The following is a 12880-nucleotide window of genomic DNA, read 5'->3' on the forward strand; positions in this document are numbered from 1 at the left end:
GCAGAAAGGACGAGCATGAACGAGTCGACTGGAGCGCAGAAGAAGACGAGGCGGGGCCTGATGTTCGGCATCCCCCTCACCCTGATCCTCGGCGGCGGCCTGAGCTTTTTTGCAAACGTGCTGTCGGTTCAGGACTCTGTCTGCTCACTCGGCTTCGCGCAGCCTGGAATCGCCGATCTCTGCGGGGCCATCGGCGCCGGCGGCAAGCCGACCAAGCGCGAACGCCTGGCCTGGGACGCCCTCGATACCAATAGCTGCGAAGCCCTGCGCCAGCATATCCAGTCCTTTCCTGGCGGTGTCTTCCGCGACGATGCAGCGGACCTGCTGCAGGCAAGCCGGACCATCGAGACAGAACGCTGGGAGCCAGTTGAGCGCCGCCTCGCCATATTTGTCGATGGCGGGCCCGATCCGTCGGGCGATGTGGCTTCGGCCAAAAGCGCAGCGCAGGAGAAGGCGACCCGCAAAGCCGGCCAGATGTGCCGGTCCTTTGCCGCGACAGCCTCCTACAAGCTGGATTCGGCCAGCGCCGACGTGACGGAGTGGATGTGTGCCGAGCAGGGCGGCGGACAGGTCTGCAGCCTTGAAGGCGAGGCGGTCTGCAGCCTGCAGCTGCGCGGCATTGTCGAGACTGAAACCTGCGGCAGTCGCTGAGCACGTCTTAGCCTCCGCAATTCTCCGTCGCGGATGTATAGGCCTGGATCGCGTCGAGCTTGCCTGGCCTGAGCACGCTCCAATAGGCAGAGCCGCCCTTCCACTGGCCGTCCTTGCGGCTGATGACACCATCGCGGGAAACAAGCCGGCTCATGATCGCCACCCCGCAGCGCAGGTTGAGCGCAGGTTCGTGCAGCTTTTCTTCGTCGGCGATGGGAACCGGGCAGCCGCGATAGGCATTCGCGCTTTCCTGTGAGAGCTGCAACAGGCCACGGCTGATGACGTGGCGCCCGTCACGGGTCAGCGCCCAGTCACAGCTCGGGCAATGAGCGCGCTCATCGAATGAGACGCTGGGGTCGAAGCCGCTCTCAAAGCGCGCCATGGCCGACAGGAGGCCGACCCAGAAGGCGCGCCGTCCCGTATCATCGAGCCTCTCATAGGCCGGGCAGAAGGTCTCGATATCAGACGGGACCGTCTCCAGAAGCGGGCTGCCGATCGCGTCGATTGAACCGGCGGCAAGCGCGGTCCACGCATCCGATTGGGGCATGTGCGCCCAGTCGGTTTCGATGGAGCGGGCTACTTCACTGGCGGGTGCGGGCGCCTCTGGTGGCTCCGGTGCTTCTGGCGTTTCGGTCGCCGATGGAGCTTCCGGCGCTGGAGGCGCCTCGGGAGCGGCAGGGGCCTCCGGCACAGGCGGGACTTCAGGAGTCCCGGTCGTCACCGGCGAGCCCGCTGTCTCGACCGGCGGGGTCGGCGTGTCCACCACTGTCGGCGCTTCGTTCGTTTCACACGCTACGAGAATTGCCAGCATTGCGCCTGGCAGGACCAGTCTCTTCACTCCACCCTCCCTTGTCCTTCAGGGTCGGCACCTTAGGGGCGGAACAGGGCGCGGCAACTGAATTCGCAGGACGCGCAGCAAGCGTCTTGCGCGGCAGACCGCTTGTGTTATCTCATAACACTATGCGTGGGCTGACCGCTTCCCTGCCTGTGAAGGTGATCTTCACTGCCTTGTTCCTCTGGGTTCAGGGTGCTGCCCTTTATGATGCGGCCGCGCATGGAGAGCAGCCGCACGACCACTATGGTGTCTCCTGCGAGCTGACCTCGGCCGTCCACGCCGAAGTTGCTCCCCTGCCGCTGGCGCCGCCCCTGCCCAAGCCGCCCCGTGCGATCCTTGCTGCCGAGCAGCCGACCCGCGACTTCCGCCCATGGTCGCAGCCGCCTGGCCGTGCCCCGCCGCCGCGAAGTCCACCTGCCCTTCATCAATAGAGACTGACCGCTGCCCGCGCTGCCATGAGGCGCCGGGCGCCATCCCTGTTGACTGAAGGATTTTCCTCCCATGCTTTCCAGTTCCATCCGCCGCACGCTTGCGGCCACCCTGATTGCGGGCACCAGCTCGTTCGCCCTCGCCCATGCACAAACCACTGACAAGGGCGGCGAAGACGAGCCCGAAACCCTGTCCACCGTCATCGTCACCGGTGTCGGCCCGCAGCGCGAAACCGACGAGATGATCGGCAATGCCAGCGCCGTCACGCGCGATGATATCGTGCAGTCCCTGTCTGCCTCGCTCGGCAATTCTCTGGACAACCAGCCCGGCGTTTCAACCACGCATTTCGGACAGGCTGCCAGCCGCCCCGTGCTGCGCGGGCTCGGCGCCGAGCGTGTCCTGGTGCTGACCAATGGCATCGGCGTCATCGACGCGTCCGCCGCCTCGCCCGACCACCAGGTCGCTGGCGACGGTATCGATGCTGACAAGATCGAGATTCTCCGCGGCCCCGCGGCGCTGGCCTATGGCGGTCAGGCCATTGGCGGCGTCGTCAATGTGATTGACGGGCTGATCGTCGAGGACCTGCCGGACGAGCCGGTCTCCGGCGAAGCCTATGGCGCCGTCAATGGCGTGAACGATGGCGAGGAGGGTGCGCTGAAGACCCGGTTCACCACGGGCCCCTTCGTTCTCACCCTGTCGGCGTCCGCCCGCGACTTCGGCGACTATGACATTCCTGGCTTTGCCAAATCCGCGCGTCTGAGAGCGTCGGAAGACCATGAGCATGAAGAGGAAGAGGAGCACGAAGGCGAGGAAGCGCACGAGGAAAGCCGCGGCACGGTGGAGAATTCCTTCGTGGAGACAAACTCGCTGGCAGCTGGTCTTTCATGGGTCGGCGATAAAGCCTTTGCGGGGATTGCTGTGCGGCGCCAGGAATCGACCTACGGCCTGCCCGGTCACGCTCATGGGGACGGGCATGATGAAGGCGAAGCGGCAGACCCCGCCGAGGAAGATCACGAGGCGCATGGTGAGGAGCTGCCCTTCATCGACCTCGAACAGACGCGCATCGACCTTCGCGCCGGTGCCGACCTCTCTGCCGGGCCGTTCACCCGCATCGCAGGCAACATGTCCTTCGCCGATTACGACCACACAGAATTCGAAGCGCCCGGCGAACCGGGCACACGCTATGAAAGCGATGGCGCGGAGGGCCGGATCGAACTCGGCACAGCATTTGGCGAGCTTGAGGGCGCGATTGGTCTCCAGGCGCTGGACAAGACGCTCGACGCCTTCGGTGACGAGGCCTTCATCACACGGACAGACACGGTCTCCGCCGGCCTCTTCGCTTATCAGACCCGGGAGTGGGACAATGGCTTCGGCATCGAGGGCGGACTTCGCTATGACCTCACCGAACTCGACAATGTGAACGCGGGCATCAAGTCGTTCGATCTTTTCTCCGGCTCATTCGGCCTGCACCAGCACTGGGAGTCCGGCTGGTTCGTCGGCGGCCAGGTCAGCCTGACCGAACGCGCGCCGAACGAGAGCGAGCTTTTCGCCGACGGAGCGCACCTTGCCACCAGCCAGTATGAGGTTGGCGATGCCTCGCTGGAAAAGGAGCGCGGGCTCAATATCGAGGGCACGCTTCGCTGGCGCGGAGACGGCTTCAGCGCCGGAGCGAACCTTTTCTACACTCACTTCGACGGCTTCATCTATCTTGCACCCGGCAGCGTCATGCATGACGGCGCGCTCGTGGATGAGGTGGACGGCCTGCCGGTCTACCTGTTCTCGCAACAGGATGCGAATTTCACGGGCGGCGAGGTCTATGCCGACTACGAGCTGAATGACGGACCGGCCGGCGCCGACTGGACGGCACGGGCCAGCGTCGACCTCGTATCCGCCGAACTGGGTGGCGGCGGCAATGTCCCGCTCATGCCGCCGGTCACGTTCAATGCGTCCCTGGACGCCGACTGGGGCCTCGTCTCCGCCGGGGCCAGCCTGTCTGTTGCCGGCGATCAGAACGATCCGGGCGAAGGCGAGCTGCCAACGGACGGCTACACCACGCTCGACCTGCGGACAGCCCTGAACGTCTCGGACTGGGGCATCGGGCGGCCGGGCACGCAGCTCTTCCTGGACGTGCGCAACGTGACCGATGAGGAGGTGCGTTATGCGACCTCGGTCCTGAAGGACACGGTGCCTGCACCGGGCCGGAATGTGCGTGCAGGTGTGCGGCTCGTCTTCTGACGCGGCGTGGGCTTGTCAGTGCGGGCGGCGGTCGTCGCCCCACTCCATGCCCATCGTCTTCTTCATCCAGTCGGCAAAGGTAGCCGGTTTCTGGAGGTTTTTCGGATCGAGCGTCCCGAAGGCGACCACAGGACCTTCGGCGGTCTCGAGGCGGACGCCCGCTATCTGCTGGTGCGGATTGCCCCAATTGCCCCAGCTGGTGCGTGGATCGAGGATCAGCATGACCTTTCGGCCGCTTGTGCCGTCTACAGCCTTGTCGAACACAAGGCCGTATACGCGCTCGCGGCCGAAACCGCCCGAATGCGCCTGGCGCTTGCCATCGAGCAGGACCTCGTCCCAGAGCAGGTTGCGCCGCCATTGCAGGACGTGCATTTCCTCGTCATCGGTGACGATCTTGATATCGACCTGATGCAGGCTCACACGGACAAGTTCGGCGCGCATGGGAGGTGTCCTTCGATTATCGTGTTATTGAAAAACGATAATTCGAGCGCCGTCAGCCGTCAAGCGCTTTGCGAACCAGCCGCCATTTGAATAGAACCTTTCGATGACAGCTCTCATGCCGGCTCCCGCCAGCAGGCGAATTGCCGCGTTCGCCGCCGATTACGTCGTCCTGGCGGCCTATATCGCCGTGCTGACAGCTTCAAGTTTCCTGTTCGGCATCGGCCAGTTTCTCTCCACCGGCACGCTGACCGGCAAGATGACCAGCCATGCGATGGCCTTCCTCAGCCTGACCCTGCCGGTCGTGCTTTATTTCACCATCACGGAAAGCGGCGGCCGGGCCGCCAGCCTCGGCAAGCGTCTCATGGGCCTTCGCGTTCTCGGCCCGGACGGCAAGCCGCCGGCCTTCCCGCGCGCCCTGCTGCGCAATGCGATCAAGTTCGCCCCCTGGGAGCTGGCCCATGCCGCGATCTGGTACACGCCCGGCCAACCCTTCATTGATCCCATGCCGCCAGCCAATCTCGCTGTCTGCATCATTTCAATTCTGCTTGTGACCGCCTGGGTGGCCAGCCTGGCCATGTCGGATGGCCGCACGCCCTATGACCGGCTGAGCCAGACACGGGTCGTGAAAAGCGACATGGAACATGCCGTCTGACCGAGGCCTGGCATCGCCAGCGCGGCTTAGCCACGCTGGGAGACCGAAAGGACATTGCCGTCCGGGTCCTTGAACCAGAGGATCCGGACCGGTGCGCCAGGGACCTTCCAGATACCCCTCTCATCCTGATCCATGCCGTCAAAGAGAACGGGCTCAACACCCCTGGATGCCAGCCCAGCCTGCGCGGCGGCGATATCCGTGACCTGCCAGTCCAGCACCGTGAAGGGCTGAGGGGTGAAGGCTGGCACCTTCGAGATGCGCAGTTCGGCGCCAGCCAGCTGGAAGACCAAGGCAAAATCATCCTCGGACACAAGCTTCAGCCCGAGTGTCTCGCCATAGAAACGCCGACTGGCATCGGCATCGGTCGTCGCCAGAAAAATGGAAAAGGGTGCAGATTGCATCATGAAGCCCCCTTTGACCGAGCAGCCAGTTCACGCCGCCGGGCGCTCAACGTGACCGTCCGTTGCGTCATTGCAGAGGCTATCGCCTGTGTGCCCCATCACCAAACAAAAAAGGGCTGCGCCTATAACGCAGCCCTTGGTTACCTGGAGTCTTCCAGTGACGCGTCTTACCGGCCCGTCAGCCGCAGGAAGCGGTCTCGCATATCCTTGTCGGTCTTGAACACGCCCGTGAACTGGGTCGTGATCGTTGAGACGTTCGGATGGTGCACACCGCGCGTCGTCATGCACTGGTGGACGGCATCGATCATCACGGCGACGCCCGACGGGGCGAGGCTGTCGGTGATCGCGTCGCAGATCTGCGCAGTCATGGTTTCCTGCGTCTGCAGGCGCTTGGCGTAGATTTCGACGACGCGTGCAAGCTTCGAGATGCCGACCACGGCCTGCGTTGGCATGTAGGCGACCCAGGCCTTGCCAAGAAACGGCGCCATGTGGTGCTCACAATGGCTCTCGACGTCGATGTCGCGCAGCATGACCATATCGTCATAGCCCTGCACATCCTCGAAGGTGCGCGAAAGGTATTTCACCGGGTCTTCGTCATAACCCTGGAACCATTCGCGATAGGCGTTGACGACGCGCTTGGGCGTGTCGAGCAGGCCTTCACGGCGCGGATCGTCGCCCGCCCATGCGAGCAGCGTGCGAACAGCCGCTTCGGCTTCTTCCTGCGAAGGGCGCGTCAGCGGCTCTCCCTTGGCGAGTTCTTTGTCAGTCGTGATGGCATCCATCGCCATGGTTCAATCCTGTTCTGAGGGACGGGGGTCGAGCCAGATGTTCTGTGGGTGAGCCCTATTACCACCCCAATACCGGACTTAACGCCCGCCCGAGTTGTACCCTCAGGGCGTATACTGGGACATAGGGCAATTGGATCACATTTTCCAGAAAAACGCTGTGTTGCCTTGGCGTCAGGCCTGAGTCAGGCCGCCAATAAAGCGCTTGGACGGCGCGGACCTCAGGCTTATAAGGGGCGCGCTGAAAGGAAACCGGAATGGCGATTGCCGCTCGCAGCTTGTGTTGTCGTTTCGTTTGATGCACCGGACATCGAGAGATGTCCGCCCGTTCCGCCTAAATTTACCTTCCTGACGCTAGAAGACCTTCATGACCATCAAACTCTACAACACGCTGGGGCGTGCGAAGCAGAATTTCATTCCGCAGGATCCTTCGCGGGTGACGCTCTATGTCTGCGGACCGACGGTCTATAATTACGCCCATATCGGCAATGCGCGGCCGGCTGTCGTCTTCGACGTGCTGTTCCGGCTGCTGCGCCAGACCTATGGCGAGGCGCATGTGGTCTATGCACGCAACATTACCGATGTCGAAGACAAGATCATCGCCCGCTCACTGCAGGATGGGACACCGATCCCCGAGATCACACGGACCTATGCCGACATCTACAATGCTGATCTCGCCGCGCTGAACGTCCTGCCGCCAACCATCGAACCGTGGGCGACGAAACATATCGACGGGATGATCAGGATGACCCAGCAGCTGGTGAAGAAGGGCTATGCCTACACCGCACCGTCTGGCGTCTTTTTCGATGTCGCGCAGATGGAGGATTACGGCAAACTGTCCGGGCGCAATATCGAGGACAATGAAGCCGGCGCACGCGTTGCCGTCTCGGACGAAAAGCGCAATCCGGCTGATTTTGCGCTCTGGAAGTTCGCCAAGCCCGGCGAGCCGGACGATGCGATCTGGGACAGCCCCTGGGGCCGCGGGCGGCCAGGCTGGCATATCGAGTGCTCGGCCATGATCGCCGCGCATCTCGGCAAGACAATCGATATCCATGCTGGCGGGATCGACCTGCAATTCCCTCACCATGAGAACGAGATCGCCCAGTCCGAATGCGCGCATGGCGAGCCGATGGCGCGCTACTGGCTGCACAATGGCTTCCTCGACATGGACGGGGAGAAAATGTCGAAGTCGCTGGGCAATGTGAAGCTGATCCACGAGCTGCTTGAGCAATGGCCAGGCGAGGTGCTGCGCATGGCGCTGCTGTCTGGCCATTACCGCGCCCCGCTCGACTGGACGGGCGACCTGCTGGAGCAGGCGAAGGCGACGCTCGGTCGGATCTATGGCGCGCTGCGCCGGGTCTGGGAGGCCGAAGGCGGCGTGGCAAGAGATGGCGCGGTTCTGAAGGCGCTGAGCGATGATCTCAATACACCGATCGCCCTGGCCGAGCTTTCGCGGCTGGCCGGCGAAGCGAACCAGGCTGCCGACGCAAAAGACACGGCCCGTATGGCGCAGGCCCGCGCCGACCTGCTGGCGGCCGGCAAACTGCTCGGCCTGCTGAGCCAGAATCCGGGCGAATGGGAACAGGGCGGCAGTGTCGATGACAAGGCCCGGATCGATGCCCTCGTCCAGGCCCGCATCGATGCGCGCGCCGCGAAAAACTGGGCCGAAGCCGACCGCATCCGCAACCAGCTCGCCGAGGAAGGCGTTGAGATCATGGATGGGCCGCAGGGCTCGACGTGGCGGCGGGTTTAGGAGCAGGCGCCGGTACGCCGGGCCGAAATCGTGCCCCAGATATCCTTCAGCGCTCCATTCTTCAGGCGGATCTTCTGCGGTCCCGCCATCAAAAAGTAGTCGCTTTGCCGCTCCATCGTGTAGCTGGCGCTCTGTAGCGTACCTTTGGCGCAGACCATGTCGAAAGTGATTGTGTTGCCGACACTCTGGACGTTTGACTGAACGCACTCCGCACCGCCCGCGAACGCGGCCGCCAGCTCTGACGGCGAATTGCGGGTCTCCGCTTCACTCATGCAGCCGCTAAACTCATCCGTCACGATCGCTTCGCCGCCCTCGGCAAGGCTCATCGTAACCGTCGCCTCCCAGTTTCCAGCCGTGAATTTGACGGGGTCGGCATTTGACGTGGCCACAAAATAAATGGACGCCAAAAAAATCACAGATGCTCTGAGCGTCATCGAGTTTCTCATCCTCCGCACATCCACCTCACCTGAGTGTTAAGGAGAAAGGCGTAGCAGGCAAGGGTGAGAGCGGCTTGCAGGGGTCGACGGCGCGATGGCTTTAGGCAAGAGTGCGTGGATGAATTCTGGCTGGTGGATACGATTCGCGGCGCTTGGCGCCGCTATTTTGGCGCTTGCGGCGTGCGACCCCTCCTCTGCACCGCCGGATGCAGACGATCCACAGAACACCTACACGATCTACCTCGTCCGGCACGCCGAAAAGGAAGCGGAAGGCAGCGACCCGGCCCTGACCGAAGCCGGGACGGCGCGCGCCGAAGCCCTGGCCGACCTGCTTGAAGGTGAAGGCATCGAGGCCGTCTGGTCATCGGACTATGTCCGCACGCGGTCGACCGCGAAACCGCTCGCAGACCGGCTGGGTGCCGATGTGCAGACCTACGATCCCTCTGACCTGCCGGGATTTGCACAAACGCTGGAGTCCCGCGGCGAGACGGCGCTTGTCGTTGGCCATTCGAACACCACACCGGCGCTTTCTGCCCTGCTCGGCGGCGAGCCGGGAAACGAGATTGACGAAGCCGGCGAGTATGACCGGATCTACATCCTCGACGGGGTTGGTTCAGGCGCTGTTGAAACTGACATCCGGCGGTATGGAGTGCGCTATGACGCAAACGGCGGCTAAACCTCCGAGACCTCCGGTCAACAATCTCGAAAGCCTGATGACGAGCCTGTGCGAGCAGACCCAGGGCGAGACGGTCACCGTGCGCGACCTGCTGGATGCCGCAGGACGCCGGTCCTATGGGCCGCTTTTGCTGCTGCTCGGTTTCATATCGATCAGCCCGCTGACGCTGATTCCCGGCGCGACCTGGCTGGTAGCCCTCGTGACACTGCTGATCTCGCTCCAGATCGTTGTCGGCAAGAAATTCCCATGGGTGCCGAGCCGGTTCCTGAAATTCGAGTTCAAGCGCAAACACCTCGTCGACGGCGTCGAATCCGGCCGGAAATACGCCCACATGATCGACTACTATCTGAAGCCGCGTTTCACGATTCTCACAGCCCCGCTCTTCGTCCAGCTGATCGGGCTGATCTGTGTGGCGGCTTCGCTGATCACCATCCCGCTCGGCCTGTTTCCGTTCGGCCCCGTGCTTCCCGGCCTGACCATCCTGCTCTTCGGCCTCGGCCTGACCGCGCGTGACGGCGTCTTCCTGCTGCTGGCTGCGGCGGCGCTGACCGGCGCCATACTGATCCTCATTCGCGTCCTGCCGCGCGTCCTTGCCGTGGTTCATTCCCTGTTCGGCTGAGACGGGTTGCGCAGATTCACTTGATCTTCAGCTGTTTCGGGACGATCTAAGCCCCATGAGCGCAGAGCTTTATCATAATCGCGTGCTGGAACTGGCCGCCAATATTCCGCATGTCGGGACCCTCGCCGATGCCGATGCATCGGTGGAGAAGGTCTCGCGTGTGTGCGGATCGGTCGTGCGCGTGGACGTAAAGCTCAGCGAAGACGGTGAGACGATCGAGGCGATTGCTGTCGATCCGCGCGCCTGCGCACTCGGACAGGCAGCAACCTCCGTCCTCGCCGAACAGGCCGTCGGCGCGCCTGTCGAAGAGATCTTTGCGGCGCGCGACGCGCTGCGTGCGATGCTGAAGGATGGCGGCGAGCCGCCAGCCGGGCGATTTGCAGAGCTGCGCCACCTCGCCGGCGTCGCCGATTATCCGCCGCGCCACACCTCCACGATGCTCGCTTTCGAGGCGGCTTGCGAGGCCATCGAGACCGCCCGAACTAAGCGGGCTGCGGCGGCCTGAGCGCACCGCCGTAGCCGGTCGGCAGCCCATTCCGGAATATGCCACAGCCTTAGCGGGTTGAGGGCTGTCCCCCGCGCGTCTAGAACCGCTTTCGACGAAACATCAACCGGGCTTCGAAGCCTCATGTCCGCAATTCGCAGGAAGGCCGCCCACGCGGCCCTGAAAACGTACAAGCTGACCCTGTCTCCGGCCTTCCAGGTCTTTGGAGCGCAGTGCCGGCATGTGCCGACCTGCAGCGAATACTGCGCTGAATGCGTCTCCCGCCACGGCCTCTGGACCGGCGGCTGGATGACGCTGGCCAGGCTGTCGCGATGCCGCCCCGGCGGCTCGCGCGGCTTTGACCCGGTACCGGAAAGCAAACCTTCTTCACCCTTCTGGGCACCCTGGCGTGCCGGAGACTGGGCCCGCACGGACCGGCCCTTCCCGGACGGCGAGCCCGACCAGACCTGAAAAGTCAGAGACAATGATCAATGTAACGCTACCCGATGGATCGCAGCGACAATATGAGGACGGGGCCAGCCCGGCCGATGTTGCCGAATCCATTTCCAAATCCCTCGCCAAGGCCGCCCTTGCCGCCAAGGTGAATGGCGAACTCTATGACCTCAACCGCCCGCTTGAAGGCGATGCCGAGGTCGCCATCGTCACGGCCCGCGACGAGGAGGGACTGGAGCTTATCCGTCACGATGCCGCCCACGTCCTCGCCCAGGCCGTACAGGAGCTCTATCCAGACACTCAGGTCACGATTGGCCCGGTGATCGATGACGGCTTCTATTACGACTTCGCCCGCGAAGAACCCTTCTCCACGGAGGATTTCGAGCGGATCGAGAAGAAGATGGAAGAGATCGTCGACAAGGACTATCCGATCATCCGCGAAGTCTGGTCGAAGGATGACGCGATCGAGACCTTCAAGAAGATCGGCGAGGACTACAAGGCGCAGATCATCGACGACATCATCCCACCGGGTGAGCCGATCACGGTCTACAAGCAGGGCGACTGGTTTGACCTCTGCCGCGGCCCGCACCTGCCCTCGACAGGCAAGCTGCCCAAGGCGTTCAAGCTGATGAAGCTGGCCGGTGCCTACTGGCGCGGCGATCATCGCAACGAAATGCTGCAGCGCATGTACGGCACGGCCTGGGCGAATGAAAAGGACCTCAAGGCCCACCTCTTGCGCCTCGAAGAAGCCGAGAAACGCGACCACAGGAAGCTCGGCCAGCAGCTCGACCTGTTCCACTTCCAGCAGGAAGCGCAAGGCTCGGTCTTCTGGCATCCGAACGGCTACATGATCTGGCGCCAGCTGGAGGCCTATATCCGCCGCCAGCAGGACGAAGACGGTTATGTCGAAGTGAAGACGCCGCAGCTTCTCGATTCAGTCTTCTGGCAGCGCTCGGGGCACTGGGACAAGTTCCGCGAGAACATGTTCATCGTGCCGGACGAAATCCCGTCGACGGATGATGACGCCCCCGTGCTGTCGGGTGAAGCCGAGCTGATGGCATTGAAGCCGATGAACTGCCCGGCGCACGTTCAGATCTTCAAGCACGACCAGCGTTCCTATCGCGACCTGCCGATCCGCATGGCGGAGTTCGGCTGCTGTCACCGCAACGAGGCGCATGGCGCGCTGCACGGTCTGATGCGGGTTCGCCAGATGACGCAGGACGATGCGCACATCTTCTGCCGCGAAGACCAGATTGCCGACGAGACGCTGCGTTTCCTGAAACTGTTCGAGCGGGTCTATAACGATTTTGGCCTGTCGGAGATCTCCTACAAGCTCGCCACGCGCCCTGAGGTTCGCGGCGGTACGGATGAGAACTGGGACCGGGCAGAAAAGGCGCTCGCTGACGCGCTCACCGAAGCGGGGCTGGAATTCGAATACGCCGAGGGCGAGGGTGCCTTCTACGGTCCGAAGCTAGAATTCCATCTGACGGACGCGATTGGCCGGACGTGGCAGTGCGGCACGTTCCAGCTCGACTATGTCCTGCCGGAGCGGCTCGATGCCGAGTATACGGGCTCTGACGGCGCCAAGCACCGCCCCGTCATGCTGCACCGCGCGGTGTTCGGCACGTTCGAGCGGTTCATGGGCATCCTGATCGAGAACTATGCTGGCGCTTTCCCGATGTGGCTCGCGCCGGTGCAGGTTATTGTCGCAACGATCACCTCGGATGCCGACGGCTATGCCGAGAAGGCGGCCCAGCGCCTGCGCAAGGCCGGTCTTCGCGTCGAGGTCGACACGCGCAACGAGAAGATCAACTACAAGGTTCGCGAGCACTCGCTCCAGAAAGTGCCTGTGATTGCCGTTGTCGGTCAGCGCGAAGCCGAAGAGGGCACGCTGGCGCTGCGCCGGTTTGGCTCGAAAGGACAGGAAATTCTGGGGCTTGAAGAAACGGCCGAAAAGCTGTCCGATGAGGCAACGGCGCCCGATCTGAAACGGGCGAAAGCCTAGCGACTCGGACGAATAGCGTACGGA

The 12880-nt window shown here is 63.1% G+C and carries 14 protein-coding genes; 9 read left to right on the plus strand and 5 right to left on the minus strand.

Features of this window, described 5'->3' with window-relative positions:
- Window positions 1-15 precede the first annotated feature (15 nt).
- Entirely contained in the window at window positions 16-651 is a 636-nt protein-coding gene (locus D1223_RS05760; protein ID WP_119375476.1) for a hypothetical protein, read from the plus strand.
- 7 nt (window positions 652-658) lie between these two features.
- Here the strand turns inward: D1223_RS05760 and D1223_RS18800 are convergent, their stop codons facing one another.
- Entirely contained in the window at window positions 659-1489 is an 831-nt protein-coding gene (locus D1223_RS18800) for a transglycosylase SLT domain-containing protein (protein WP_158588419.1), read from the minus strand.
- 498 nt (window positions 1490-1987) lie between these two features.
- Here D1223_RS18800 and D1223_RS05780 point away from each other — a divergent pair, with 498 nt between their 5' ends.
- Window positions 1988-4150, plus strand: coding sequence for a TonB-dependent receptor (locus tag D1223_RS05780; protein ID WP_119375479.1), 2163 nt, complete (start codon window positions 1988-1990; stop codon window positions 4148-4150).
- Between the two features lie 15 nt (window positions 4151-4165).
- Here the strand turns inward: D1223_RS05780 and D1223_RS05785 are convergent, their stop codons facing one another.
- Window positions 4166-4591 (minus strand): hypothetical protein, encoded by a 426-nt coding sequence (locus tag D1223_RS05785; protein ID WP_119375480.1) that lies wholly within the window; start codon window positions 4589-4591, stop codon window positions 4166-4168.
- A 103-nt stretch (window positions 4592-4694) separates the two neighbouring features.
- On the opposite strand from D1223_RS05785, the gene D1223_RS05790 reads away from it, so the two are divergent.
- Entirely contained in the window at window positions 4695-5243 is a 549-nt protein-coding gene (locus D1223_RS05790; RefSeq protein WP_119375481.1) for an RDD family protein, read from the plus strand.
- A 26-nt stretch (window positions 5244-5269) separates the two neighbouring features.
- Here the strand turns inward: D1223_RS05790 and D1223_RS05795 are convergent, their stop codons facing one another.
- On the minus strand, window positions 5270-5647 hold the full coding sequence (locus D1223_RS05795) for a VOC family protein (protein WP_119375482.1): 378 nt from the start codon (window positions 5645-5647) through the stop codon (window positions 5270-5272).
- A 164-nt stretch (window positions 5648-5811) separates the two neighbouring features.
- On the minus strand, window positions 5812-6426 hold the full coding sequence (folE, locus tag D1223_RS05800; RefSeq protein WP_119376049.1) for a GTP cyclohydrolase I FolE: 615 nt from the start codon (window positions 6424-6426) through the stop codon (window positions 5812-5814).
- Between the two features lie 370 nt (window positions 6427-6796).
- Here folE and cysS point away from each other — a divergent pair, with 370 nt between their 5' ends.
- Window positions 6797-8182: a cysteine--tRNA ligase gene (gene cysS, locus D1223_RS05805; protein WP_119375483.1), complete on the plus strand. Its 1386-nt coding sequence runs from the start codon at window positions 6797-6799 to the stop codon at window positions 8180-8182.
- On the opposite strand, the gene D1223_RS05810 is transcribed toward cysS, so the two are convergent.
- Window positions 8179-8628 carry a DUF3617 domain-containing protein gene (locus tag D1223_RS05810; protein ID WP_119375484.1) on the minus strand — a complete coding sequence of 150 codons (450 nt, stop codon included), beginning with the start codon at window positions 8626-8628 and terminating at the stop codon, window positions 8179-8181. The genes cysS and D1223_RS05810 overlap by 4 nt on opposite strands.
- A 109-nt stretch (window positions 8629-8737) precedes the next feature.
- Between D1223_RS05810 and D1223_RS05815 the strand changes: the two genes are divergently transcribed.
- The 5 genes from D1223_RS05815 (at window position 8738) to thrS (ending at window position 12856) form a co-directional block, all read left to right on the plus strand.
- On the plus strand, window positions 8738-9295 hold the full coding sequence (locus tag D1223_RS05815) for a SixA phosphatase family protein (RefSeq protein WP_158588420.1): 558 nt from the start codon (window positions 8738-8740) through the stop codon (window positions 9293-9295).
- A complete protein-coding gene (locus D1223_RS05820; RefSeq protein WP_119375486.1) occupies window positions 9276-9914 on the plus strand; it encodes an exopolysaccharide biosynthesis protein in 639 nt (212 codons plus the stop codon). Before D1223_RS05815 ends, D1223_RS05820 begins: the two co-directional genes overlap by 20 nt.
- Window positions 9915-9969: 55 nt before the next feature.
- Window positions 9970-10419 carry an iron-sulfur cluster assembly scaffold protein gene (locus tag D1223_RS05825; protein WP_119375487.1) on the plus strand — a complete coding sequence of 150 codons (450 nt, stop codon included), beginning with the start codon at window positions 9970-9972 and terminating at the stop codon, window positions 10417-10419.
- Window positions 10420-10542: 123 nt separating this feature from the next.
- The gene (yidD, locus tag D1223_RS05830) at window positions 10543-10869 is read left to right on the plus strand and encodes a membrane protein insertion efficiency factor YidD (protein WP_119375488.1); all 327 of its coding nucleotides are present in this window, start codon (window positions 10543-10545) and stop codon (window positions 10867-10869) included.
- A 13-nt stretch (window positions 10870-10882) separates the two neighbouring features.
- A complete protein-coding gene (thrS, locus tag D1223_RS05835) occupies window positions 10883-12856 on the plus strand; it encodes a threonine--tRNA ligase (protein ID WP_119375489.1) in 1974 nt (657 codons plus the stop codon).
- The last annotated feature ends 24 nt before the right edge of the window (window positions 12857-12880 follow it).

The organism is Henriciella mobilis (assembly GCF_003576285.1).
In the GTDB taxonomy this organism is placed as follows: Bacteria; Pseudomonadota; Alphaproteobacteria; order Caulobacterales; family Hyphomonadaceae; genus Henriciella; species Henriciella mobilis.